The organism is Arthrobacter sp. G.S.26 (assembly GCF_050847375.1).
Classification (GTDB): domain Bacteria; phylum Actinomycetota; class Actinomycetes; order Actinomycetales; family Micrococcaceae; genus Arthrobacter.
The window spans coordinates 2,831,289-2,855,014 of record NZ_CP193752.1 but is presented as its reverse complement, the minus strand read 5'-3'; the positions used below and the strand labels follow the sequence as shown (position 1 = coordinate 2,855,014).

At 67.9% G+C, this 23,726-nt stretch carries 23 protein-coding genes and 1 riboswitch; of the genes, 11 read left to right on the top strand and 12 right to left on the bottom strand.

Annotated elements, in window-relative coordinates; all coding sequences use genetic code 11:
* Positions 1-202: 202 nt before the first annotated feature.
* The 3 genes from sigE to ACRB8A_RS13025 all read left to right on the top strand — a co-directional run bounded on the left by sigE (position 203) and on the right by ACRB8A_RS13025 (position 2,126).
* Positions 203-817, top strand: a complete 615-nt coding sequence (sigE, locus tag ACRB8A_RS13035) for an RNA polymerase sigma factor SigE (RefSeq protein WP_050685895.1) — start codon at positions 203-205, stop codon at positions 815-817.
* Between the two features lie 7 nt (positions 818-824).
* Positions 825-1,661, top strand: coding sequence for an anti-sigma factor (locus ACRB8A_RS13030; RefSeq protein ID WP_285240703.1), 837 nt, complete (start codon positions 825-827; stop codon positions 1,659-1,661).
* 69 nt (positions 1,662-1,730) lie between these two features.
* Complete coding sequence (locus ACRB8A_RS13025; protein WP_050685897.1) at positions 1,731-2,126, top strand: preprotein translocase subunit TatA; 396 nt, start codon at positions 1,731-1,733, stop codon at positions 2,124-2,126.
* An 18-nt stretch (positions 2,127-2,144) separates the two neighbouring features.
* On the opposite strand, the gene ACRB8A_RS13020 is transcribed toward ACRB8A_RS13025, so the two are convergent.
* The 3 genes from ACRB8A_RS13020 to ACRB8A_RS13010 are packed head-to-tail and all read right to left on the bottom strand — an operon-like array spanning position 2,145 to position 5,259.
* On the bottom strand, positions 2,145-3,290 hold the full coding sequence (locus ACRB8A_RS13020) for an Mrp/NBP35 family ATP-binding protein (protein WP_285240704.1): 1,146 nt from the start codon (positions 3,288-3,290) through the stop codon (positions 2,145-2,147).
* A gap of 3 nt (positions 3,291-3,293) precedes the next feature.
* Complete coding sequence (locus tag ACRB8A_RS13015; RefSeq protein WP_050685901.1) at positions 3,294-3,992, bottom strand: DUF1003 domain-containing protein; 699 nt, start codon at positions 3,990-3,992, stop codon at positions 3,294-3,296.
* A complete protein-coding gene (locus tag ACRB8A_RS13010; protein WP_050685903.1) occupies positions 3,976-5,259 on the bottom strand; it encodes a magnesium transporter MgtE N-terminal domain-containing protein in 1,284 nt (427 codons plus the stop codon). Before ACRB8A_RS13010 ends, ACRB8A_RS13015 begins: the two co-directional genes overlap by 17 nt.
* Before the next feature lie 77 nt (positions 5,260-5,336).
* Between ACRB8A_RS13010 and ACRB8A_RS13005 the strand changes: the two genes are divergently transcribed.
* Positions 5,337-6,377, top strand: a complete 1,041-nt coding sequence (locus ACRB8A_RS13005) for a general stress protein (RefSeq protein WP_050685905.1) — start codon at positions 5,337-5,339, stop codon at positions 6,375-6,377.
* A gap of 94 nt (positions 6,378-6,471) precedes the next feature.
* Here the strand turns inward: ACRB8A_RS13005 and ACRB8A_RS13000 are convergent, their stop codons facing one another.
* On the bottom strand, positions 6,472-8,052 hold the full coding sequence (locus ACRB8A_RS13000; RefSeq protein WP_432244832.1) for an aminopeptidase P family protein: 1,581 nt from the start codon (positions 8,050-8,052) through the stop codon (positions 6,472-6,474).
* Positions 8,053-8,143: 91 nt separating this feature from the next.
* Between ACRB8A_RS13000 and ACRB8A_RS12995 the strand changes: the two genes are divergently transcribed.
* Positions 8,144-8,992 carry a PHP domain-containing protein gene (locus tag ACRB8A_RS12995; RefSeq protein WP_050685909.1) on the top strand — a complete coding sequence of 283 codons (849 nt, stop codon included), beginning with the start codon at positions 8,144-8,146 and terminating at the stop codon, positions 8,990-8,992.
* 71 nt (positions 8,993-9,063) lie between these two features.
* Here ACRB8A_RS12995 and ACRB8A_RS12990 read toward each other — a convergent pair whose 3' ends face one another.
* From ACRB8A_RS12990 to thiE, 4 genes are all read right to left on the bottom strand, one after another.
* Positions 9,064-9,936: a DNA-methyltransferase gene (locus ACRB8A_RS12990; protein WP_056597097.1), complete on the bottom strand. Its 873-nt coding sequence runs from the start codon at positions 9,934-9,936 to the stop codon at positions 9,064-9,066.
* 8 nt (positions 9,937-9,944) lie between these two features.
* Entirely contained in the window at positions 9,945-11,843 is a 1,899-nt protein-coding gene (locus tag ACRB8A_RS12985; protein ID WP_432244831.1) for a DEAD/DEAH box helicase, read from the bottom strand.
* A gap of 286 nt (positions 11,844-12,129) precedes the next feature.
* Positions 12,130-13,614 carry an RNB domain-containing ribonuclease gene (locus tag ACRB8A_RS12980; RefSeq protein WP_432244830.1) on the bottom strand — a complete coding sequence of 495 codons (1,485 nt, stop codon included), beginning with the start codon at positions 13,612-13,614 and terminating at the stop codon, positions 12,130-12,132.
* 48 nt (positions 13,615-13,662) lie between these two features.
* The gene (thiE, locus tag ACRB8A_RS12975) at positions 13,663-14,370 is read right to left on the bottom strand and encodes a thiamine phosphate synthase (RefSeq protein ID WP_285240708.1); all 708 of its coding nucleotides are present in this window, start codon (positions 14,368-14,370) and stop codon (positions 13,663-13,665) included.
* 27 nt (positions 14,371-14,397) lie between these two features.
* A riboswitch (TPP riboswitch) is annotated at positions 14,398-14,516 on the top strand.
* On the opposite strand from thiE, the gene thiO reads away from it, so the two are divergent.
* The 3 genes from thiO to ACRB8A_RS12960 all read left to right on the top strand — a co-directional run bounded on the left by thiO (position 14,509) and on the right by ACRB8A_RS12960 (position 16,824).
* Positions 14,509-15,768 carry a glycine oxidase ThiO gene (gene thiO / locus ACRB8A_RS12970; RefSeq protein WP_285240709.1) on the top strand — a complete coding sequence of 420 codons (1,260 nt, stop codon included), beginning with the start codon at positions 14,509-14,511 and terminating at the stop codon, positions 15,766-15,768. It overlaps the preceding riboswitch by 8 nt.
* Positions 15,765-16,001 (top strand): sulfur carrier protein ThiS, encoded by a 237-nt coding sequence (gene thiS, locus ACRB8A_RS12965; RefSeq protein WP_050685922.1) that lies wholly within the window; start codon positions 15,765-15,767, stop codon positions 15,999-16,001. Before thiO ends, thiS begins: the two co-directional genes overlap by 4 nt.
* A 4-nt stretch (positions 16,002-16,005) precedes the next feature.
* Positions 16,006-16,824: a thiazole synthase gene (locus ACRB8A_RS12960; RefSeq protein ID WP_285240710.1), complete on the top strand. Its 819-nt coding sequence runs from the start codon at positions 16,006-16,008 to the stop codon at positions 16,822-16,824.
* Positions 16,825-16,905: 81 nt separating this feature from the next.
* On the opposite strand, the gene ACRB8A_RS12955 is transcribed toward ACRB8A_RS12960, so the two are convergent.
* Genes ACRB8A_RS12955 through ACRB8A_RS12945 form a run of 3 tightly spaced genes read right to left on the bottom strand, consistent with a single transcriptional unit; the run spans position 16,906 to position 18,180 of the window.
* Positions 16,906-17,208, bottom strand: coding sequence for a hypothetical protein (locus ACRB8A_RS12955; RefSeq protein ID WP_285240711.1), 303 nt, complete (start codon positions 17,206-17,208; stop codon positions 16,906-16,908).
* 31 nt (positions 17,209-17,239) lie between these two features.
* Entirely contained in the window at positions 17,240-17,464 is a 225-nt protein-coding gene (locus tag ACRB8A_RS12950; protein WP_050685980.1) for a DUF3107 domain-containing protein, read from the bottom strand.
* Positions 17,465-17,514: 50 nt separating this feature from the next.
* Positions 17,515-18,180, bottom strand: coding sequence for a TetR/AcrR family transcriptional regulator (locus ACRB8A_RS12945; RefSeq protein ID WP_050685927.1), 666 nt, complete (start codon positions 18,178-18,180; stop codon positions 17,515-17,517).
* An 86-nt stretch (positions 18,181-18,266) separates the two neighbouring features.
* On the opposite strand from ACRB8A_RS12945, the gene moeB reads away from it, so the two are divergent.
* The gene (moeB, locus tag ACRB8A_RS12940; RefSeq protein WP_285240712.1) at positions 18,267-19,466 is read left to right on the top strand and encodes a molybdopterin-synthase adenylyltransferase MoeB; all 1,200 of its coding nucleotides are present in this window, start codon (positions 18,267-18,269) and stop codon (positions 19,464-19,466) included.
* An 83-nt stretch (positions 19,467-19,549) separates the two neighbouring features.
* Here the strand turns inward: moeB and ACRB8A_RS12935 are convergent, their stop codons facing one another.
* Positions 19,550-20,902, bottom strand: coding sequence for a glutamyl-tRNA reductase (locus ACRB8A_RS12935; RefSeq protein WP_285240713.1), 1,353 nt, complete (start codon positions 20,900-20,902; stop codon positions 19,550-19,552).
* Positions 20,903-21,061: 159 nt separating this feature from the next.
* Here ACRB8A_RS12935 and hemE point away from each other — a divergent pair, with 159 nt between their 5' ends.
* A complete protein-coding gene (gene hemE / locus ACRB8A_RS12930) occupies positions 21,062-22,156 on the top strand; it encodes a uroporphyrinogen decarboxylase (protein ID WP_285240714.1) in 1,095 nt (364 codons plus the stop codon).
* A gap of 4 nt (positions 22,157-22,160) precedes the next feature.
* Positions 22,161-23,627 carry a protoporphyrinogen oxidase gene (gene hemG / locus ACRB8A_RS12925; RefSeq protein WP_285240715.1) on the top strand — a complete coding sequence of 489 codons (1,467 nt, stop codon included), beginning with the start codon at positions 22,161-22,163 and terminating at the stop codon, positions 23,625-23,627.
* The last annotated feature ends 99 nt before the right edge of the window (positions 23,628-23,726 follow it).

Genomic DNA, 23,726 nt, shown 5'->3' with positions numbered 1-23,726 from the left:
AAATGTCTTTTACAGCCTACTGTGTCCGGCCGAAACGGCGGTGCCGGCAGGCATTGCGCCCAAGGCTGAAGTTACGACGCAATCAGGAAATTCCCAGCCAAGTTTGAAAGGATGAATATCCGCTCATCCAAAAGGTGATCGGCGCCGAATCAGAGATGTCAACAGTATCCGGGCGTTTGTAATTCCACGAGGGGAGTGGACGATGTCATCACCAGTTGTGGCACCTGTCCCTGCAGTACACCAGCCTGAGGTCGAATGGGTCCGGCCCACCTGGGAGGAAGTGGTTACCAACCACTCCGCCAAGGTATACCGGCTCGCTTACCGCCTGACCGGCAACAAGTTCGATGCCGAAGACCTCACCCAGGAGGTGTTTGTGCGCGTCTTCCGGTCCCTTGAAAACTTCAAGCCCGGGACCCTGGACGGCTGGCTGCACCGCATCACCACCAACCTGTTCCTCGACCAGGCCCGGCGCAAGACCAGGATCCGGTTCGACGCCCTGTCGGACGACGCCGAGTCCCGCCTTCCCGGCCGTGAGCCCGGACCCGAGCAAAGCTTCGAGTTCAACAACCTTGACCTCGACGTGCAGGCTGCCCTTGAGGACCTGCCGCCGGACTTCCGCGCAGCCGTGGTGCTGTGCGATCTCGAAGGGTTGTCCTACGACGAAGTGGCCGCAGCGCTGGACGTCAAGCTGGGCACCGTGCGTTCCAGGATCCACCGCGGCCGCACCATGCTCCGGGAAAAGCTGGCCCACCGGGACCCGCGCCCGCAGCAGGCCCGCCGGAAGCTGTCCCTGCCGCGCATCGCCGGCATCCTCTGATCGGCGCATGAGGCCCCCCAATCCCTTTGCCGGCCGGCACCAGCGGACGAACAGCCACCTGCAGGAATGCAGCGACTGTGCCGGCGCTGTGCGCAGGGAACGCCAATACCTCGAACGGCTGCGCGATGCGCCTGTTCCGCAGGCCAGCGAGGACCTGACAGCCCGCCTGCTGGCCCGGACCCACGAGTTCGCTGCCCGGCAACCGGCAGCACAGCCTGAGCCGCCCCGCAGGTTTGCACGTGCCGTGGCATTGACCGCAGGCGGAACCGTGGCGGCCGCCGGGGTCCTTGCCGTGGGCGCCCTGGCCGTCTCCGGTTCGCCGCTGCCTGATTCCACTTCCCCGGCCGCGCTGTCCCATGTTTCGGCCCGGACGCCCGCGGACGGCCGTGCCCTCACGGCCGGCCAGCTTGCCCTGCTCCGGGACGAGGGCTGGGCATGCCCGGAACTGGCCGGCCTGGGATTCCGCCTCGAATCGGCCCGGGCCCTGGTGATCGACGGGCAGCCTGCCGTGGAGATCCGGCTTTCGGACGGCATCCATTACGCCACCGTGACGGAGCAGCATTCGTCCGCCGCCGCGCTGCGCACCGCGGCGGACGGCGTGGAGGTCCGCAGCGCCTCGCCCTGGTCCGTGACCTACCGGACCGAGGGCCGGACGTTCACCTACGAATCGGACCTTCCCGCCGAGCAGGCCGATGACGCCGTGCCCATCCTGGAACGCGTCAGCGCGCAGGCCGGCGCGGGTGTCGCGGCGGAAGCGCCGGCGTCGGGTACTGTGGCGGGAGAGTCCCTGGCCCACCGGCTGCAGCGCGGACTGAACAGGATTGTGACCCTTTTGACCCAGTAAAGCGGGCGGTTGCTGCCCCCGCCGGGCGGGAATCGCCGCTGGCAGCCCGGAAAGGGTAATCTTCCTAACGTGTTTGGAATCAACGGCCCGGAGTTTTTCCTCCTGCTGATCATTGGCATCCTGGTGATCGGTCCACAGCGGCTGCCTGAATATACCCAGAAGCTTGCCAACCTGGTGAAGGAAGTCCGGCGCATGGCCTCCGGCGCCCGCGAGCAGATCAAGGAAGAAGTCGGCATCGACATCGACGAGGTCGATTGGAAGAAGTACGACCCGCGCCAGTACGACCCTCGCCGCATCATCAAGGAAGCCCTGATGGACGACGACTCCAAGCCCGTCAGCGCGGGTGCGCCGGCCGCCGTCGCCGCCGTGGCAGGGGCCGCAGCCGCTGCACCTCAGCGGCCCGAACGCGTGGTGCCGCGCCTCCCGGCCGGCGAAGCCGCACCGTTCGACACCGAAGCAACCTAGGCCCCGCAGGCGGGGCCGTCAGCGCGGCTGCAGCCCGAGCTTCAACCCGGCCAGCCCGCGCGGCTTGGCCGCCAGTGAGCCGGCGATGCCGGAGAGCGCCGCAGCAGCAGGCGTGCCGGGTTGGCCGATGACGATGGGAACACCCGTATCCCCGCCCTCGCGGAGCTGGATGTCCAGCGGGATCTGGCCCAGGAGCGGCACCGTGGTTCCCACGGCGGCACTCAGCCGCTGGGTGAGGACCGCCCCGCCGCCGCTTCCGAACAATTCCATCCTGCCGCCGTCGGGCATCTCCAGGTAGGACATGTTCTCGATGACCCCGGCGACTTTCTGGCCGGTCTGGGTGGCGATGGCGCCTGCGCGCTCGGCGACGTCCGCCGCTGCCGCCTGCGGGGTGGTGACCACCAGGATCTCCGCTGTGGGCAGCAGCTGGGCCACGGAGATGGCGATGTCCCCGGTACCCGGCGGCAGGTCCAGGAAAAGGACATCCAGGTCACCAAAGTAGACGTCCGTCAGGAACTGTTCCAGGGCACGGTGCAGCATGGGTCCGCGCCAGGCCACCGGCTGGTTGCCCGTCACGAACATGCCGATGGAGATGACCTTCACGCCGTACGCGACGGGCGGCAGGATCATGTCATCCACCCGCGTGGGCGTTTGGGTGATGCCCATCAGGCCGGGCACCGAGAAGCCGTACACGTCCGCGTCCACGATGCCTACCCGGAGCCCCTGCGCCGCCAGGGAGCAGGCAAGGTTGACCGTGACAGAGGATTTACCCACGCCACCCTTCCCGCTGGCCACGGCGAAGACCTTGGTCAGCGAGTCCGGCTCGTTGAACGGGATACCGCGTTGGCCGCCGGCGCCGCGGAGTTTGTCCTTGAGGGCGTCGCGCTGGGCCTGGTCCATCACGTTCAGGGTGACGGTGACACCGGTGACACCGGGGACGGCCAGCAGGGCGCGTTCGGAGTCCTTGGTGATGGTGTCGCGGAGCGGGCAGCCCGCAATGGTCAGCAGGACCGCCAGGTCAACGTGCCCTTCTGCGGAGACGATGACGGACTCCACCATGCCAAGCTCGGTGATGGGGCGGCGGAGCTCCGGATCCATGACGCCGGCCAGGGCCTGCTGGACGGCCTCCGACAGCGGGCCGCCCGGGGAATGTTCGGTGTCCATGCGTCAGCGGTCCTGGGAGGAGTGGTTGGGTTTGACGCGGGGGATCTGCTGGGTCTTCGGGTTGCGTTGCCGGTCCCGCTTCTCCTTGAGCTTTTCCTTGACCTTGTCCCGCGGTGTTTCGTGATGACCCGGCCCGGTGGTGTCGTGGGTGCGCAGTTCCTCCTGCGCCTCCAGCATGTCCTCAAGCAGGGAGCGCAGCTCCGCCCGGACGTAGTCACGGGTGGCCACCTCGCGCAGCGCGATCCGCAGGGAGGCCAGCTCCCGGGTCAGGTACTCGGTGTCCGAGAGGTTGCGCTCGGCACGCTGGCGGTCCTGTTGCAGCGAGACACGGTCGCGGTCGTCCTGGCGGTTCTGGGCCAGGAGCAGCAGCGGGGCAGCGTAGGAGGCCTGCAGCGAGAGCATGAGCGTGAGGAGCGTGAAGCCGAGTTCCTTGGAGTCGAACTGCCAGTCCACCGGAGCGAAGGAGTTCCACACCAGCCAGAAGATACAGAAGACGGTCATGTAGACCAGGAACTGGGGCGTCCCCATGAATCGGGCAAAGCCTTCGGTGGCGTGGCCGAATGCATCCGGGTCCGGCGAGAATTTAGGCAGGATCCGTTGCCTGCCGCTCAACGGGGTGTCGAGGCTTCCCTTGCCTGCAGCCTTGCCGTTGCCGCGCTGGTTGGGGTTCTTCGGAGCACTGCTGTCAGCCAATGCGGCCACCGAGCTTCCTTATCGGGGCTTCGCCATCATGGGCGCGCCAGTCGTCCGGCAACAGATGATCCAAAACGTCATCAACAGTCACCGCCCCCACAAGCCGGCCGGCGTCATTGACCACGGGGAGGGAATTGAGGTTGTACGTGGCCAGGGTGCGGGCCACTTCGCTGATGTGGGCCTGGTCGGAGAGCGGCTCCAGGTTTTTGTCCACGAGGTTGCCCAGGGGCTCAAACGGCGGGAACCGCAGCAACTGCTGGATGTGGACCACGCCCAGGAAACGCCCGGTGGGTGTCTCCAGCGGCGGCCGGGCAATAAAGATCGACGACGCCAGTGCGGGGGAGAGCTCTTCGCGCCGGACATGGGCAAGCGCTTCCGCCACGGTGGCTTCAGGCGGGAGGATCACGGGAACCGGCGTCATCAGGCCGCCCGCGGTGTCCTCGTCGTATTCGAGGAGCCGACGGACATCTTCGGCGCCTTCGGGTTCCATGAGCTGCAGCAGTTCCTCGGCCTGGGCCGAGGGGAGCTCGCCAAGGAGGTCCGCGGCGTCGTCCGGATCCATCTCTTCCAACACATCGGCGGCACGCTGGACGTCCAGGGCGGAGAGGATCTCCACTTGGTCGTCCTCCGGCATTTCCTGCAGGACGTCGGCCAGGCGCTCGTCCTGCAGTTCGCTGGCCACCTCGAAGCGGCGCTTGTCGCTCATCTCCTGAAGGGCCTCGGCGAAGTCAGCCGGTTTCAGGTCTTCGTGGTTGGCCACGAACTGCGTGGCGGCCTGGGGCTCGGTGTGGGCGCCTTGCAGCGCGTCCGCCCAGTCGATGATCAGGGTCTCGTTCCGACGCAGCCGGCTCAAGGGGGACAGGGAATGGCCGCGGCGCACAAAGAGCTTGCTGACGAACCAGTCCCTGGACCGGTGCTGGTCCATGGCGATGTCCTCGATGGTGGCATCACCGCTGCCGTCCCGGAGGGTGACCCGGCGGTCGAACATCTCGGCGACCACCAGAGTCTCGGCCCCGCGCTGTTCAAACCGGCGGAGATTGACCAGTCCGGTGCAGATGACCTGGGTCTGGTCAATGGAGGTAATCCGCGTCATGGGCACAAAAACGCGTTTTTTGCCGGGGACCTCCACCACGATGCCCACCACGTGCGGTGCACCCTGGGTTCCCCGGGAAAGCACCACAACATCGCGCAGCCGCCCCAGCCGGTCTCCCAGCGGGTCGAAGACGTCGAGTCCCAGAAGGCGCGCTACAAAGACGCGGGTAGGTGTTGTGCTCACCCGTACAGGCTACCGAGTCTGCTCTCTTTTAGCTGAATTTACAGGCAGCACACATGCTGATGGGCAAGAATGGGGGTATGGCAAACATTTTTGGCGCTCCCAAGGCAGGTGGCCAGAACGGCCTGGACCAGTCCCGGGCCGTCCCCACCGGCGACACCGTTGGCTCCTACACCTCGTACCTGGATGCGCAGAAGGCAGTGGACTACCTCGCCGACCAGCAGTTCCCGGTCCAGATGGTGTCCATTGTGGGCAATGAGCTGAAGATGGTGGAACGTGTCACCGGGCGCCTCAGCTACCCCAGGGTGGCACTGTCCGGAGCCTTGAGCGGCATGTGGTTCGGCCTGTTTGTCGGGGTGATGCTGTCCTTCTTCGCCCCGTCCCCCGGGTACTTCTCCATCCTCACGTCAGTGCTGATGGGCGCCGCCTTCTTTATGCTGTTCGGCATCGTCACGTATGCAGCCCAGCGCGGCAAGCGGGACTTCACCTCCACCAGCCAGGTGGTTGCCACCAACTATGACGTTATTGTGGCACCCGAAGCGTCGCACGAGGCCCGCCGGCTCCTGCAGCAGCTGCCCATGACCCGCTCGGACGCCGCCGCTGGCCAGGGTGCGTACTCGCAGCGCGATTACCAGCAGCCATACCAGCAGAACCACCAGCCGGGGCAACCGCACCAACCTTACCAGCCGGGCCAGCCGCAGCAGGGCCAGCAGGGCCAACCGAACCAGCCGCAGCAGGGCCAGCCCAGCCAGCCTTACCAGCCGGGCCAGGGCCCGGCGCGCCCTTCCGGTTGGACTGATCCGTACGGGCAGCAGCCCGCTGCGGCTCCCGTCCAGCCGAACGGCAACCAGGTGCCCGCCGGCCAGCCCCAGGATGGCAGCGGGCAAAATGCCGGCAATGCCCAGCAGCAGCCTGCCGTACCCCGCGCCACCACCTACCCGGACCTGCCGGACGGCCGCCCGCAGTATGGCGTCCGCGTGCAACAGCCAACAGGACCGGAGAACGGCCAGCCGGCGCAGCAGCAGGATGCCCACCAGCCCGCCGCGCAGCAGCAGGACGGCCAGCAGCCGGATGCGCAGCAAACCCCCGGCGACCAGCGCCAGGGTGATTCCCGGCAGTAGCCGGACCAGAACAAACAAAGAAGCTCCCGGATCCGTGATCCGGGAGCTTCTTTGTGTTTGCCCGGAGGCACCCGCAGGGGGCCGGGCGCCGGACTTAGTTGCCGGCGTCGGCCTCGCGGTAGATGCCTGCCATCCAGTCTTCGACGTCCTCGGCCTTGCGGGGCAGGGCAGCGCTGAGGTTCACCGGACCGTCCGCTGTCATCAGGATGTCGTCCTCGATCCGGACGCCGATGCCGCGGTATTCGGCGGGAATGGCCAGGTCCTCGTTCTTGAAGTAGAGGCCCGGTTCAATGGTGAAGACCATGCCCTCCGTGAGGATGCCGTCCAAGTAGAGTTCCCGTTTGGCCTGTGCGCAGTCGTGGACGTCCAGGCCCAGGTGGTGGCTGGTGCCGTGCGGCATCCAGCGGCGGTGCTGCTGGCCTTCGGGGCTGATGGCTTCCTCGACGGAAACGGGCAGCAGGCCCCAGCTGGCCAGGCGTTCGGCCAGGACGGTGGTGGCGGCGGTGTGGATTTCCCGGAACCGGGTTCCGGGCCGGGCAGCAGCGAAGCCGGCGTCGGCGGCGTCGAGGACTGCTTCGTAGACCTTGCGCTGGATCTCCGTGAACGTGCCGTTGGCGGGGAGGGTGCGGGTGATGTCAGCGGTGTAGAGGGAGTCGGCCTCGACGCCGGCGTCCAGCAGCAGGAGTTCGCCGGCGGAGACCGTGCCGGTGTTGCGGGTCCAGTGCAGCACTGTGGCGTTGTTGCCGGCAGCGGCAATCGTGTCGTAGCCCAGCTCGTTGCCCACTTCGCGGGCGCGGGCGAAGAAGGCGCCTTCCACCACACGCTCGCCGCGGGCGTGGGTCAGTGCGCGGGGCAGCGACTTGACCACTTCCTCGAACCCTTCAACGGTGGCTGCCACGGCCACCTCCATCTGTTCGATCTCCCAGGCGTCCTTGATCAGGCGCTCCTCGGACAGGGCCTCGCTGAGCTTTTCGTCCAGGGCGTCGAGGGCACCCATATCCAGGTTGTCCGGATCCTTGGCCGTGTTGTACCGGGCCGTGTCCACCAGGGCGTCAATGTTCTCGTCCACCTTGCGGACCAGGCGGATGGAGGTGCCGCCGATCTCCGGCGCTCCTACGTTTTTGGTGATGGCGCTTTCGAGCCCGTCAAGGTGGGCTGTTGCCAGGCCCAGGCGGGCCTCGAATTCCGCGAGGGTGGGGCGGGCGCCGATCCAGAACTCACCGGAGCGCGAGTCGGCGTAGAACTGTTCCGTGTCCCGCCCGGCCAGGGGACGGAAGTAGAGCGTCGCGCGGTGCGTGCCGCCGTCGTCGCCCGTTCCTTCGGCAACCGGGTCCAGGATCAGGACGGCGTCCGGCTCGTGGTCCAGGCCCAGGCCGGTGAGGTGGGCGAACCCGGAATGCGGGCGGAACCGGTAATCGCAGTCATTCGAGCGGACCTTCGGCGGCCCGGCAGGGATGACCAGGCGCTCGCCCGGGAACCGCGCGGAGACGGTTTTGCGCCGGGTTGCGGCGAAACCGGCCACGGCGTCGCGGCCGGGCAGATCCTGGCTGGCGGGCGCCCAGTTGCTGGCCATAAAGGCCTTGAAGGCGTCCGAAACGGGGCGCTGCGAGCGGTTGTTGACGCGCTCGTCCAGGGGCTGGGAAGCAGAATTTTGGGTGTTATCGGCATCGTTCACGGGACCATCGTCTCACCAGCGTCCCGGCGACGCGAACAGGCGCCGGCCCCGGCGCGGGCCGGCTGGGCGGCCGGTCTACTAGGCTGGAGCGGTGAGGATCGACATGCACGCCCACTCCAATGTCTCCGACGGCACCGAAACGCCCGCCGACGTGATGGCATCCGCTGCCCGCGCCGGCTTGGATGTGGTGGCCTTGACGGACCACGATTCCACGTCCGGCTGGGCCGAGGCAGCCGCCGCCGTTGCCGGGTGCGGCGTGGCCCTGGTCCCCGGCATGGAGGTTTCCTGCCGGACGGACCGTGGGGTGAGCGTCCACCTGCTGAGCTACCTGCACGACCCGTTGCACCCTGGCCTGCTTGAGGAGATCACCAAGGCCAAGGAGTCACGGTTGACCCGGGCCGAACGGATGGTCACGCTGTTGGCCGAGGATTATCCGTTGACGTGGGACGACGTCATCCATCATGTGGCTCCGGGGGCCACACTGGGGCGCCCGCACATCGCTGACGCACTGGTGGCCGCCGGCGTTGTGGCGGACCGGTCGGAGGCGTTCGCGTCCATCCTGACTTCCCGTTCCCGCTACTTCATGCCCCATTACGCACCGGACCCGGCCACTGCTGTGGCACTGGTCCGTGCTGCAGGCGGTGTCCCGGTCTTCGCCCACCCGGTGGCGTCCGGCCGCGGCCGGATTGTGGGGGAGCAGACGTACCGGGACATGATCGACGCCGGCCTGGCGGGCGTGGAGATCGACCACCGGGACAATCCTGAAGAGGGACGCGAATTCCTCCGTGGCCTCGCTGCCCGGCACGACCTTTTGGTCACCGGATCCTCGGACTACCACGGCACCGGCAAGCCCAACCTGCTGGGTGAGAACGTGACGAGCCCCGAGGTCCTGGCCCGGATCGAGTCGCAGGCCACGGGGACCGCCGTCGTGCGCCCCTGACCCGCCCGGCCTTTCCCAACTGACTCGCAGTTGTTGTCGTTTTGGGCGCTCAAAACGACAACAAGTGCGAGCTAGTTGGGTGGGTGGGACGTGAAGGTGGCGTGCGCACCCAACCGCTTGGCCATCACGTCGATGGCCGGCTGGTTCTGGTCCACGCAGACAAACTTCCGCCCCAGCTTTGCCGCCACAGCGCCGAGCGTCCCTGACCCGGCAAAGAAGTCCAGGCACCAGTCCCCGGGCCTGCTGGAGGCTGCCACCACACGGCGGATCAACCCCTCGGGCTTCTGCGTGGGGTAGCCGGTCTTTTCCTTACCGGTGGGTGAGACGATCGTGTGCCACCACACGTCCGTGGGCAGCTTGCCCAGTTCACGTTTGGCGGGAGTGACCAGCCCGGGCGCCATGTACGGCTCCCGGTCCACCTCGGCGCTGTCGAAGTGGTACTTGGCAGGGTTTTTGACGTACACGAGGATGTTGTCGTGCTTGGTGGGCCAGCGGTTTTTGGCGCGGGCGCCGTAATCGTAGGCCCAGATGATTTCGTTCAGGAAGCACTCCCGACCGAAAATCGAATCGAGCATCACCTTGGCGTAGTGCACCTCGCGGTAGTCAAGGTGCAGGTACAGGGTGCCGTCGTCGGCCAGCAGGCGCCAGGCCTCGAGCAGCCGCGGTTCCAGGAACGACCAGTAGTCGCTGAACGCGTCGTCGTAGCTGTGCAGGGCGCCCTTGATCGTGTCGTAGGAGCGGCCCTTGAACCCAACGCGGTCGCCGGTGCCGTCCAGCGACGCCACCATTTTGGTTTCCTGGCGCCGCTGCGCCCGGCCCGTGTTGAACGGCGGATCCACATAGATCAGCGTGAAGGCGCCGGCCGGCAGCGACGGGAGGTACACGGAATTTTCCGCGTGCACCACCAGGCTGCCGCCGTCCGGCGCCCAAAGCGTGTTCGTCATGGAGGGTTTTAGCCCTCGGCGCTGCCGGACTGGGCAGCGTCACCCACAACTTCACCGTTGCGGCGGCGGGTCCGGGTCCGGTTGCGGCGGGCACGCGAGGGCTGGTCGGCGCCGTCGGCAGCAGGTTCGCCTGCCGCTTCGGACGGACGACGGCGGCCTCCGCCTTCGTGGCCTGCCGTGCCGGCGCTGCGGGCACCTTCGCCGTTGCTGTCCTGGCTGCCGGAACGGGCGGGGCGGCCCCTGCGGGTGCGGTCGCGGTCGCGGCCGTCGCCGGCCTGATCGGCCGAGGTGGCGCGGTCAGCCTGGCCCGTGGCCTGGCCGCCCGCCTCGACGGGTGCTTCGGCGGTGCGGCCGGCGTTCGCGGACCGTCCGCCGGACCTGCTGGAGTCACCGGAGCGGCTGGAGTCGCTGGAGCGACCTGAATCGTTGGAGCGTCCACCGGACCGGCCTGAATCGCTGGAGCGTCCGCCGGAGCGGCCGGAGTCGCTGGAACGTCCGCCTTCGCGGCGGCCGCCGGCGTTCTTCTTGCCGGTCTCGCCCAGGTCTTCGAGGACCTCGGCATCCACACCGGCCAGAGTGCGCTTGTCGCGGGGCAGCCGGCCCTTGGTGCCTTCGGGGATGTCCAGGTCCTCGTACAGGTGCGGGGAGGAGGAGTAGGTTTCGATCGGTTCGGGAACGCTCAGGCCCAGTGCCTTGTTGATCAGGCCCCAGCGGGGCATGTCGTCCCAGTCCACAAATGTCACGGCGGTGCCCTTGTTGCCGGCGCGGCCGGTGCGGCCCACACGGTGCAGGTAGATCTTTTCGTCCTCGACGCACTGGTAGTTGATCACGTGCGTGACATCGTCAACATCGATGCCGCGGGCAGCGACATCGGTGGCCACCAGGACGTCCACCTTGTTATTGCGGAACGCACGGAGCGCCTGTTCACGGGCGCCCTGGCCCAGGTCGCCGTGGATGGCTGCAGCGGCAAAGCCGCGGTCCACAAGTTCCTCGGAAACCTTGGCGGCGGTGCGCTTCGTTTTGGTGAAGATGATGGTCCGGCCGCGGCCACGGGACTGCAGGATGCGGGCCACCACCTCGATCTTGTCCATGGCGTGGGCGCGGTAGATGAGCTGGCGGATGTCGCGCTTGGTCAGGCCCTCATCATCCGGGTCAGCGGCCCGGATGTGGGTGGGCTGGGTCATGTAGCGGCGGGCCATGGCGATGACCGGGCCGGGCATGGTGGCGGAGAACAGCAGCGTCTGGCGGACGGCGGGGGTGCCGGCGATGAGGGTTTCAACGTCCGGCAGGAAGCCGAGGTCCAGCATCTCGTCAGCCTCGTCCAGGATCACGATGCGGACGTTCTTCAGGCTCAGGTGCTTCTGCTTGTAAAGGTCGATCAGGCGGCCGGGGGTGCCCACCACAATCTCGACACCCTTCTGCAGCGCATCCACCTGGGGCTCGTAGGCACGGCCGCCGTAGATGGTGGCGATGCGCGCGTTGCGTTTGCGGGAAGCGGTCTCGAGGTCGCTGGCCACCTGCACGGCGAGCTCGCGCGTGGGCACGATCACCAGGGCCTGCGGGGCGCCGGGGACGGGCAGCTTGTCGAAGCCTGCATCATCGCGGCCCACCACACGCTGGAGCGCGGGAATACCGAAGCCCAGGGTTTTGCCGGTGCCGGTCTTGGCCTGGCCGATGATGTCGTGGCCGGACAGTGCCACCGGCAGGGTCATGGCCTGGATGGGGAAGGGGTGGGTGATCCCGGCGTCGGCCAGGGACTCCACGATGTCGGCGCGGACGTTGTAGTCGGCGAACGACTTTTCTTCGATTTCGTGCGGCTTTTCGTCCGAAATAATGGTTTCTTCGGGCTCGATGGTCTCGGTGCCGGACTCATCGGTCAGAAGCTGGTGCGTGTGCAATTCACTCACAGGGAGTTTCCTTATTCATTTGGGCGAGGGCGCTGCCTGCTCAACGGGCCGGCCTGGGCCGTTCCGGAGCACGCTCGAAGCGCGCAAGCAATTCCAGTGGAAGCCGATCGCGGGCTATCTAAATGCTGGCACTGGTGACCAGCGGGTCAATCTCAAGATCGCGTAGGGGCGGGCTTGTTGGTTTCAAATCAAGGAAATCAACGACCGGGCATCCGTTTCTACTTTTCCAGTCTAACGGCACGGGCCCGGGAACCCGGCTTTGGTGCCCCGCGGCGAACCGTCGGGCTCAGGCCACCAGCTCAAAGTGGACTTTACGGGCGGCGATATCCGAGGAGACCAGCCGGACCCGGACCTTGGTGCCGGACTTCAGCTCTCCGGCGCAGCGGGCGGTCACTGCGGGCTCGGCGATCTGGATGGTGCCTGATCCGCCGTTCCCGTTCTTCCCATTGCCGGCGCCGTTTCCATTGCCGTTGTCCTTGGCCGGCTTCGAACCGGCAATCACTACCGCGTCGAATTCCTGCCCCACATGGTTGACCAGCAGTGCAGCCTCCACGGTGTCCAGGGCCATGCGTTCCATCCGGGATGCCAGCTGGTCGGAGCCGGCCATGACCTCGGGGAGGGAAGGCAGCGCCTCCCGCGCCCAGCCGGGGACGTCCCGGCCGTTGCTCAGGGCCTCGCAGATCACCAGCACAAAACGGTCCACCAGGCGGCGCAGGGGAGCAGTGGTGTGGGCGTACGCGGCGCCGATGGCGGACTGGACAACGTTCTCCGGCACGGTCCCGTCAAAGGCTGTATATGCAGCACCACGGAACAGCATGCCCGCCGAATGCAGGATGGCCAGTTGGCGGGGTTCGGCCGCGTCCAGGGTGCGCAGGTACTCGCCGTAACTGGCGGCCCCGTCCCATGGTTTCCCGAGGGCCTCGGTCTGCAGCCGGAAGTGGTGCAGCGACCGCTCGTCGGGGGCCGGCATGGTGCGCAGGATTCCCACCTTTCCGGCCAGCATCAGCTGCGCCGCGGCCATCCCGGTCATCAGCGAGATCTGCGCGTTCCAGTCCTCCACGGGCAGTTGCGGTGCGGCGGCAATCCGGTAGCCGCCGTCGGGCAGCTGGACAATCTCCTGCTCGGGCATGTTCAGGCTGGCGCCGCCGCGGAGCCGCTCCAGCTCCACCCGTTTTAGCCCCACTTCCTTGAGCAGCTCCAGCACCGGGCCCGCTGTGCCGGCATCCAGGTCCGCCTGCGCGCCCCTATAGCTGAGTTTCTCCCGGCTGCGGACCCGTGCACGCCGTACGGTCACGGACGTGACCCCTGCGCGGGCGTCCAGCCGGAAGTCCCAGACAAACGCCGGGCACTCCTGGTCCGGCAGCAGGCTGCCGACCGCTTCACTGATCACCTCGGGGTGCAGCGGGATCCGCCCGTTGGGGGCGTAAAATGTCTGGCCGCGGCGCCAGGTCTCGGCGTCCAGGGGCCCGCCGGGGGCGACGAAAGCGGGCACATCGGCGATGGCATACAGCACGTGGTACCCGTCGCCGTCGCGCTCCATAAAGACCGCCTGGTCCAGGTCAGTGGAGGACGCCGGGTCAATGGTGACGAATTCAATGCCGGTCAGGTCCTCGCCCGGCAGCTGCAGGGCCGCCACGGCGGCCTCGGCATCGTGGACGGCATCAGCCGGATATTTGCCGGGCAGCTCCAGCTCGACCCGAAGCTCACTGAGGGCGGCTTCGAGCGCGTTGTTGTGGTCGTGGACCTGGGGTGCAAGCCGGTGATGTGGCACGTTGCCCAGCGTAGCCCGGTTTTTTCCGAACGGGCAGGGACGCTGCCGCTACGCGTCTGCGGATTCCAACGCGCTGCGCAGGGAAGCCGCGGCTGCTGCGGGATTCGGGGCATCGGTGATGGCGCGGACCACCACCACCCGGCGGGCCCCAGCGGCCACCAGCTCACCGATGTTGCCGTCATCCACGCCGCCGATCGCGAACCAGGGAACGTCGTCGCCGGCTGCGGCCGCGGCGTAGCGCACCAAGTCGAGTCCGACGGCGGCCCGGCCGGGTTTGGTGGGCGTGGCCCAGACGGGCCCCACGCAGAAGTAGTCCAGCGCCGCAGGTCCCGCGGCTGCCGTGAGGGCCGCGTCCACCTGGTCCGGGGTGTGGCTGGACAAGCCGATGGCGGCGTTGCCGTTGAGCAGGGTGCGGGCGGCGGGCAGCGGCAGGTCCTTCTGGCCGATGTGGAAAACCGGGGCGCCGGACAGCACTGCGACGTCGGCCCTGTCGTTGACAGCCCAGAGCCGGCCATGCCGGACTGCGGCTTCCTTCAGCACGGCCAGGAGCTCCAGCTCTTCGGCCGCCTCGATGCTTTTGTCGCGAAGCTGGATGATGTCCACCCCACCGGCAAACGCCGCGTCGACGAACCGGGCAAAGTCGCCGCGGTCCTTCCGGGCATCGGTGCACAGGTACAGCCGTGCTGCGTGGAGCGCGGCCGCGCCGGGAGCGGTGGCCAGGGGATCAGCGGCGGCAGGGGAGTGGGTCACATTCATGGCTGCCAGCCTAGTTCCTCTAGACTGGCCGGGTACTGCGGGAGCCCGCGGCAGCTGTCACAAAGCGCCGGGCTGAGAGGGCGTCAGAGCCGACCGCTTGACCTGATCCGGGTAATGCCGGCGTAGGGAAGGAGACACATGGGCGCCCTGCCTGCTACCCCCGATGACCGCCCGCACGGAGCGTTGGAAGCCGACGTTGCAGTGATTGGCGGCGGCGTGGTTGGCCACAGCATCGCCTGGGAGGCGTACCGCTCCGGCCGGTCCGTGCTCCTGATCGATGACGCGCCGGGCGCCGGTGCCAGCTGGGCCGCCGCCGGAATGCTGGCGCCGGTGAGCGAGCTGCATTACCAGGAAGAGGACCTCCTGGAGCTGATGCTTGCGGCCGCCGCCCTCTGGCCCGGTTTCGCCGCGGATCTCGCCGTCACCGGCGGGGACCCCGGATACCTCACGACGCCGACCCTAGCCGTGGGCGCCGACGCCGCCGACCGCCGGGCGTTGATGGACCTGCGCGCTGTGCAGCAGGCGAACGGTTTGACCGTGGAACCGCTCACCATCCGGGAGGCCCGCCGCCGGGAGCCATTGCTGGGCCCCGCCATCGCCTGCGCCTTCGATACTCCAGCAGACCACCAGGTGGATCCGCGGCTTCTGCTGGCCAGCATGCGGCGTGCGCTCGCCGGCGATCCGTTTGCGGTAGCGGCCAAGGCCAGCGGCTTGCTGTGGGAAGACGGTGCCGTCGCAGGTGTGCAGCTCGCCGGTGGCGGGACGGTCCGGGCGGCCGAAACCGTGGTGGCCAACGGGCTGCAGGCGGCAGCACTGGGTGGCCTTCCCCCCGGCCTGAGCCTGCCGTTGCGGCCGGTACACGGCGACATCCTGCGGCTCGCCGTGCCACAGCACCTGCGCCCACTGCTGGGCTCCACAGTCCGCGGTCTGGTCCACGGCGTCCCCGTCTACATCGTGCCGCGGCAGGATGGCACGGTGGTGATCGGCGCCACCCAGCGCGAGGATGCCCTGGCCGGCCCCACCGCGGTCTCCGCGGGTGGGGTGTATCAGCTTCTGCGGGACGCCCAGGCCCTGGTGCCTGCCGTTGCCGAGCTCGAGCTGCTGGAGAGCACCGCCCGGGCACGGCCCGGCACTCCGGACAACGCTCCCCTCCTGGGCCGGGTGCCTGCACCGGACGGCACCGGTGCGGACGCGGGCTTCGGGATGGCCGCGCACGTGCCGGGCCTGATCATTGCCACCGGCTTCTTCCGCCACGGCATCCTCCTGGCCCCCGCAGCCGCAGCCATCTGCCGCGACCTGATGGACGGTCACGCTGATCCCCGTTGGGCACCCTTCAACCCCGCCCGGTTCTCCGGTTTTGCCCCTCACCTTCCCCGCACCATCAAGGAGACAGCATGAACATCACCCTGAACGGAACTCCACATGCGGTGGTGGACAGCGCGTCCATCAGCATGCTGGTCAGCCAGGTCACCGGCCGCGTCCTCGCAGCCAATGGGCAGGCCGCCGACGGCGCACGGCTGGGGGTGGCGGTGGCGCAGAACGCCCAGGTGGTGCCGCGCAGCCAATGGTCCGCCACGGCGCTCGCGGACGGCGACGACGTTGAACTCGTCACGGCAGTCCAGGGCGGTTAGGGCCATGGCCAACACCAACACCGAACTGCTGAACCAGGCCGGTGGCACAGGCCGCGATGACCTGGTCATTGACGGCGTCGCCCTGGCCTCGCGGCTCATTATGGGCACCGGTGGCGCCCCCAGCCTCGACGGGCTCGGAGCCGCCCTGATCGCTTCCGGGACGGCCCTGACCACCGTGGCCATGCGCCGGTACTCCACGGCAGAAACCGGCTCGCTGTTCCAGCTGCTGGTGGACCACGGCATCCGGGTCCTGCCCAACACCGCCGGCTGTTTCACCGCCCGCGACGCCGTCCTGACCGCCGAACTGGCCCGCGAAGCACTGGAGACGGACTGGGTGAAACTCGAAGTCATCGCCGACGAACACACGCTGCTGCCGGACGCCGTGGAACTGGTGGATGCCACGGAACAGCTGGTTAACCGCGGCTTCAAGGTGTTTGCCTACACCAATGATGACCCCGTCCTGGCTTTGCGGCTGGAGAACCTCGGAGCCGCCGCGGTGATGCCGCTGGGCTCACCGATCGGCACCGGCCTGGGCATCCTCAACCCCCACAACATCGAACTGATTGTTTCCCGCGCCTCGGTGCCGGTGGTGCTGGACGCCGGAATCGGGACGGCATCCGATGCTGCCCTGGCCATGGAGCTGGGCTGCGATGCCGTGCTGCTTGCCACGGCCGTGACCCGCGCCCAGAACCCGGTCCTGATGGGGGAGGCCTTCAAACACGCTGTCAAAGCCGGCAGGATGGCCGCAGCGGCCGGCCGGATCCCGCGCCGGGAACATGCGTTGGCTTCCTCAGCCATGGCCGGCCGGGCCGAATTCCTCTAAGCCGGCTGCCGCCGTCGGACGCCCTTAAAGTCCTGTGGCCACCACCTCAACGGGTGGTGGCCACAGGACTTTGGCTTGGCGTCAGCGCCGCAGCACCGCAGTGAGCCTATCGGTGTCCTGCCGGGCCCGGGTAGAGCCCAGGTAAACGGCGGCGGCCACGGCGGCGGCAGCCCCCAGCACGATGGGCAGGACCCACGGCAGCCAGGTCAGGCCGGGACGGTACCCGAAGCCCGCAGCCATCAGGATGAGCCAGGCAAGGGCCGCGACGCTTACCGAAACGCCGGCGGGCAGGCCTGCCCCGTACTTGGCATGGCGTTTGTCATTGGCCCACACTATTAACCCCACCGCGACGGCGGCCAGGACAACGATGGTCAGCGAAAGCATGGGGCTCCTTTATTACCTTGCAGGCAGCGCGTCAGAACTGGCCGAAACCGACCCGGCGGGCTTCTTCGGCACCGATTTCCACGTACGCGAGGGCCTTGCCGGGAACAATGACCAGACGGCCCTTTTCATCCTTCAGGCGCAACTCGGTGCCTTTGGTGATGGCCTCTTCCACAACCTTGGCCACCGAATCCGCGTCCTGCGTGGATTCCAGCACAATTTCGCGGCCAACATTCTGAATGCCGATCTTAATTTCCACAGGGGGCCTCCCAGCCAGTCAAAGTTCGTTGCTGATGTCTCCTTTGTAGTCTAGGACTCTTTGGGGAAGCGAGAGATTCCGCGCCAAGCTAAACGGTAGATCAGGTCGCTGGCCACATTGAGGTCCAGGTTTCCGTCCGTTTCAAGCCAGTACCGGGCGCTGACCTGCGCCATTCCGGCGAGGCCGCGGCCCAGGAGCTCAGCTTCCAGGTGCGGAAGCTTGGTGTCCTCGGCGATGACGTGCGCGATGGCGTCGGCAAAGGTCCTGTTAAAGGTTTCCAGCCGGGAACTGACGTCCGGATCGTTGATCAGGTCCGATTCGAAAACCAGCCGGTGGGCCTGGTCATCGCTGGCGATGAACTGGAAGTAGGCACGCATCACCGCCTGGACGCGCTCGTCGTTGTCGGTGGTGGAGTTCAAGGCACCCATCATCAACGCGGTGAGGGAGGTCAGGTGGCTGTCCAGGAGAGCCAGGTACAGCTCCCGTTTGGAGGGGAAGTGCTGGTACAGCACCGGCTTGCTGACATGGGCCGTTTCGGCGATCTCGTCCATGGCGGCGCCGTGGTAGCCGTTGGCCACAAAAACTTCCTGCGCTGCTGAAAGGAGTTGGGCGCGCCGCTCGTCCCGGGGGAGCCGGGCGGAGCGTTGGCCTGCAGGGCGCGGGGAGGTGGGCGGAGCTTCGGCGTTCGGGTGATCAGCCCGTGCATCAGGGACCACGGTTGTCCCTCCTTCCATTGCAGTTACATAGACACTTTACTGCCGGGTAATATGACCGCGCGGTATCCCGGGGCATACATTGAAGTATGGCTTCGATGTTCACCGCAAATGTGTCAGCAGAAACCCTTGAACCGCTGGTGGAACCCGCGGCAGGGCTCAGCGCTGAAGAGGTGGAGCGCTACTCGCGGCACCTGATCATTCCGGAGATCGGCGCGCTGGGCCAGCGCCGGCTCAAAAATGCCAAAGTGCTGGTTATCGGCGCGGGCGGACTCGGTTCCCCCGCACTGCTGTACCTGGCGGCTGCCGGGGTGGGGACCCTGGGCATCGTTGATGATGACGCCGTGGACCTCAGCAACCTGCAGCGCCAGGTCATCCATGGTGTGGCGGACGTGGGGCGGCCAAAGATCGAGTCCGCCCGGGACGCCATCGCGGAGCTGAACCCACTGGTGGACGTCCGGCTCCACAACGTCCGGCTGGATACATCCAACGCCCTGGAGCTTTTTGCCGGCTATGACCTCATCCTTGACGGCGCGGACAACTTCGGCACGCGTTACCTGGTGAACGACGCCGCAGCCATCCTGGGCAAACCCTACGTGTGGGGGTCCATTTTCCGTTTCGACGGCCAGGTCAGCGTCTTCTGGGAGAAGCACGGACCCACCTACCGGGATCTCTACCCCGAAGCCCCGCCCGCCGGGTCAGTGCCCTCCTGCGGCGAGGGCGGCGTCTTCGGGATGTTGTGCGCAGCCGTGGGCTCCCTGATGGTGACCGAAGCGGTCAAGCTGATTACCGGCGTCGGGCGTTCACTGCTGGGCCGGGTGGCGCTGTTCGACGCGCTGGGCGGCAGCTGGCGCGAAATCCGGGTGTCCAAGGACCCGGCCGCGGAGCCCATCACCGAACTGGTGGATTATGACGCGTTCTGCGGCATCACCCCCGACGTTCCCACGGACACCGAGCACACTGTCACCGCCACCCAGCTGGCCTCCATGCTGGCCTCACGGAAGGCCGGGCTCCGGGACTTCGAGCTGGTGGACGTGCGGGAATCCGGTGAGTACGACATTGTCCGGATCGAGGGCGCGGTACTGGTGCCGCAGGGCCGGATCCTGGCCGGGGAAGCCTGGGGCGAGCTTCCGCAGGACAAGGACATTGTGTTCCACTGCAAGGCCGGGACCAGGTCCGCCAATGTGCTGGCCGCGGCCCGGAAAGCCGGTTACCAGCGCGTCAGCCACCTTGACGGCGGCATCCTGTCCTGGGTTCGCGACGTGGAGCCCAACAAGCCGGTCTACTGACCCCGTTGCGCTATCACCTCTGGTCGCAATAAGGGCCCGCAGGGGACCATAAGTGATAGGGCAACGCGGGGGTGCGGGGCGGGTCAGGCGGTTTCGAGGCCCTGGTGACTCTGGTGGCGCTGGTGGTCCTGCCGGCCCTGATGGTCCACGGGGCATTCGGCCTGCGTGGCCTGCGCTGCGGGCTGGTCCACCGTGATGCCGTAGAGCGCCTCCAGGGCGGCCACGTACTCGTCCTGCTGGCCGTTGGCGGCGAGTTCCCGTGCCCGGACGGTGGGGACGTGCAGGAGCTGCTTCACCATGCGGCGGAGCGCGAACTCGACCTCTTCAGCAGCTGCCGTGCAGCCGTGCCGGGCCCGGACCTTTTCCATTTCGGCGTCCAGGACGTTCATGGTGTGCCGGCGGAGGGCAACGATCGCCGAATCGACGGAGCGTGCCTCGCGTTCCTGCTCGAAGGCGCTGGCGGCAGTCCTGACAATCCCGCTGGCCTGGGCCAGGGATTCGGCCTGTTCCTGCGGCGCCGCGAGGCGCACGGATTCGAGGGTGAGCAGTTCCACGCCGTCGAGTTCTCCGACGGCGGGGTCGAAGTCATGCGTCAGGGCAAGGTCGATGGCGATCAGCGGCTGCGGGGAGCCGGCGCGGACCTGCGCCAGTTCGTCGGCTTCAACGCGGGTATCCGAGCCGCTGCAGCCGATCATGACGTCAGCCGCGGCGACCGCGGAACGCAGGGAATCGGCGTCGAGGGCCGTGCCTCCGCGGGTGGCTACAAACCCTTCGGCGCGCCCGGACGAGGAGAAAACCGAGATATCGGTGCAGCCGCGTTCGCGAAGCAGCGCCATGGTGGCGCCGGCATAGGCGCCGGTACCGAAGACGACGACTTTTTTGGCGGCCCAGCCGGGGTTTTCGGAGAGGTCGGTGGCCAGGTCCAGCGCCACGGAGACGATGGAGAGGCCCCGGGAGCCCAGGGCGGTCTGCGCGCCGACGTCCTTGGCGGTCTTGGAAGCGGCCTGGAAGAGCCGGACCAGGCCGGGGCTGGCGGTGCCCTCGTGCTGGGCCATGATGAGGGCACGGCGCACCTGGCCGGCAATTTCGCGTTCGCCCACGACGGCGGAATCCAGTCCCGCGCTGACGGCAAACAGATGCTTGGTCACTTCAGTGCCGGTCCGGGTGCTCAGGGACCGGGAAACGAGCGGTTCGCTAAGCCCACTGGCATCGCTGATCCGGGCCACGAGCGCTGCGCGGGCCGCTTCGACATCATCAGGATGCGGCGCCTCGCCGTAGATTTCGTACCGGTTGCAGGTGGCAAGGACAACCGCACCCGACACTGCCGGCGATCCGGTCAGCATGGATGTAGCGATACCGGAGGAACCGTTGCTCAACTGGGCAACGGTCTCAAGGTCGATGTCGGCGTGTGTAGCCACCAATGAAAAAAGAACCACAACGGACCAATCATAGCTTTTTCGCGGCTCGGTAGAACAACTGCGGCCGCCGGGAAGGGCAGATGGCTGCTGTGATTCCTGCCACGGGGGCTCCTGTCATGGTTTGCGGCGCCTGCCCGCCGTTATCTTTTGCCGCCGATTTTGGGCACAATCGAGAGCATGACTTCCAGCCCTGCCGTGTCCGCTGCCGGCGTCCTAGCGCCAGACCACCCGCTGTTGGATGGCCGCACCACCGATTCCCCGCTGATCACCGCCTACCGTGGCGGCAAGCCGTCCCGCCGTCCCGTCTGGTTCATGCGGCAGGCCGGCCGTTCCCTGCCGGAGTACATGAAGGTCCGCGAAGGCGTGGCAATGCTGGACTCCTGCCTCCGGCCGGAGTTGGCCTCGGAGATCACCCTCCAGCCCGTGCGGCGCCACGACGTGGACGCTGCCATCTTCTTCTCGGACATCGTTATTCCCCTGAAGCTGGCCGGTGTGGGCGTAGACATCGTCCCCGGCGTTGGCCCGGTGCTGGACAAACCGGTCCGGACAGCTGCTGACGTGGCGGCGCTGCCGCAGCTGACGTGGGAGGCCCTGGAGCCCATCCGCGAAGCCGTCCGCCTCACGGTGGCCCAGCTGGGCAAAACCCCGCTGATCGGCTTTGCCGGCGCGCCGTTCACCCTGGCCGCATACATGGTGGAGGGAAAGCCGTCCCGCGACCACCTGGGCCCGCGGACCATGATGCACGCTGACCCAGAAACCTGGAACGCGCTGGCCAACTGGGCAGCTGACGCTTCCGGCATGTTCCTGCAGGCGCAGCTTGAGGCCGGCGCCTCCGCAGCCCAGCTTTTTGATTCCTGGGCCGGTTCGCTGGGCCTGGCCGACTACGAGAAGTACGTTGCCCCCGCCTCGGCCCGCGCCCTGGACCACGTCCGCCACCACGGTGCCCCCCTCATCCACTTCGGCACCGGCACTTCCGAGCTCCTGGTGGCCATGCATAACGTCGGCGTCGACGTCATGGGCGTGGACTACCGGCTGCCCCTGGACGAAGCCAACCGGCGCCTGGGCGGAAGCGTCCCACTGCAGGGGAACATCGATCCTGCCCTGCTGCCCGCCCCTTGGGAGGTACTGGAAGCCCATGTCCGTGAGGTCATCGCCGCCGGCTCCGCAGCCCCGGGCCACGTCCTGAACCTGGGCCACGGCGTGCCGCCCGAGACGGATCCGGCAGTCCTGACCCGCGTGGTTGAACTCATCCACTCCATCGCACCGGAGTAGTCCGGTGGGCACGTTGGCGGCGCAGCCCGGAGCCGCCCTGGTGATCGGTGGCGGCATCTCCGGCCTGCTGGCGGCCAGGGAACTGTCGGCCGCCGGGCACGCCGTCACGGTCCTCGAAGCCGGTAGCAGCTGGGGCGGCTGCATCGGCAGCCACACGCTGGCCGGGCTCACCCTGGACAGCGGCGCCGAATCCTTTGCCACCCGCAGCGACGCGGTGGCCACCCTTGCCGCTGAGCTGGGACTGGCCGGCGAAATTGTGGCACCGCGTCCCGGCGGCGCCTGGGTCCAATTGCCGGATGGTCCCCGCGAGCTGCCTAAAACCGGCGTCCTGGGCATACCCGCCAACCCGTGGGACCCGGAGGTCCGCCGGTCCCTTGGCCTGCTGGGCTCCCTGCGCGCCTCCCTGGACCGCTTCCTGCCGGCCTCGGTGGGCACTTCCGCTCCCGTCACCAGCGTGTCCGCCCTGGTCCGGGTGCGGATGGGCACACGCGTCCTGGAACGTATGGTGGCCCCCGTCGTGGGTGGCGTGCATTCGGCGGACCCGGGACTGCTCGACGTCGACATGGTGGCCCCGGGGCTGCGGGCAGGAATCAGGGACCACGGTTCGCTCGCTGCCGCGGTCTCCGCCCAGCGCCGGGCCCGTGCAGGGACTGCCACCGGGTCAGGGGCTGCCACCGGCAGCGCTCCCGGCCGGCCTGCAAAAGCCGGCTCCGCTGTGGCCGGACTGGCCGGCGGCATGCATACCCTCGTAACCGCGCTGGTAGCTGACCTTCGTGGCCGTGGCGTTGCCCTCCTCCCGAATACCGCAGCCGGCAGCGTCACCAGGAACCCGTCGGGTTGGCAGGTCACCACGCCCGGACAGACTCTTGCCGCAGCCCTCCTGGTGGTGGCTGTGGACGGCCCGGCCGCCGTCGGCCTCCTGGAAAACGCCGTGCCGGCCATTGCGGGCAAGCAGCCCGCGTCCGGCCCGGACGTGAAACTGGTGACCCTGGTGGTGGACGAGGCAGGCCTGGACGCCCGGCCCCGCGGCACGGGCGTGCTGGTGGCGCCAGGCACACCCGGCATCGAGGCCAAGGCACTCACCCACGCCACCGGGAAGTGGGACTGGCTCGATGCAGCGGCTGGCCCCGGCCGGCATGTGCTCCGGCTGTCCTACGGAAAGGTCGATGGCGCCGGCGGGCAGCAGGCGGGCCCGGAAACGGACGGGGACCTCCTGGCAGCTGCCTTGCGCGACGCCACCGCCCTGTTGGCGCAGGCTGTCGGCCCGGACCACGTGGTGGCCTGGGACGTGGTCCGGTGGCGCGGCGCCCTGCCGTTCGCCGCGGTGGGCCACAAGGCCCGGGTGGCCGACATCCGGGCGGCGTGCACGGCCGCCGGCAACCTGGCCGTGGTGGGTGGCTGGGTGGCGGGCAACGGCCTCGCCGCAGTGGTTTCCGACACACGGGAACAGGCGCGCATCCTCATCGGCTGACCATCGTTGCTGGTCAGCGCCGGGTGTAGCGGAAGGGCGCCGAAAACGCGCGTTGTGGGCCCGGGTCACGGACTTCACCCTGCCCCGAACGGGCGGCTA